The following is a 249-nucleotide window of genomic DNA, read 5'->3' on the forward strand; positions in this document are numbered from 1 at the left end:
TCACCACGTTGAGCGGGCGCAGCAGCCGCTGCGCGTTCTGGTGAAGCTGAGTGATGTAACTTTTTTCATTCGCCGCCAGCAGTCCTTCCAGCGTCTGCGCGTGACGCTGCGCCGCGTGGATGGCTTCCGTCTGCTCCCGCGACTCGTTCACCGTCAGCACCAGGCAGCGGTTTAACAGTTCCTCGTCAACGTCGATCGCGGTGGTGGTCAGCATCAGCATCACCGGGCCTTTTACCGTGTACTGCTTCG

General features: G+C 61.0%; 1 pseudogene. It reads right to left on the reverse strand.

From position 1 onward, the window contains the following. A pseudogene (locus tag RTW80_RS30255) lies at positions 1–249 on the reverse strand (DNA primase); the annotation flags it as partial.

This window comes from Escherichia sp. AM3, from assembly GCF_032029835.1.
Taxonomy (GTDB): Bacteria; Pseudomonadota; Gammaproteobacteria; order Enterobacterales; family Enterobacteriaceae; genus Escherichia; species Escherichia coli.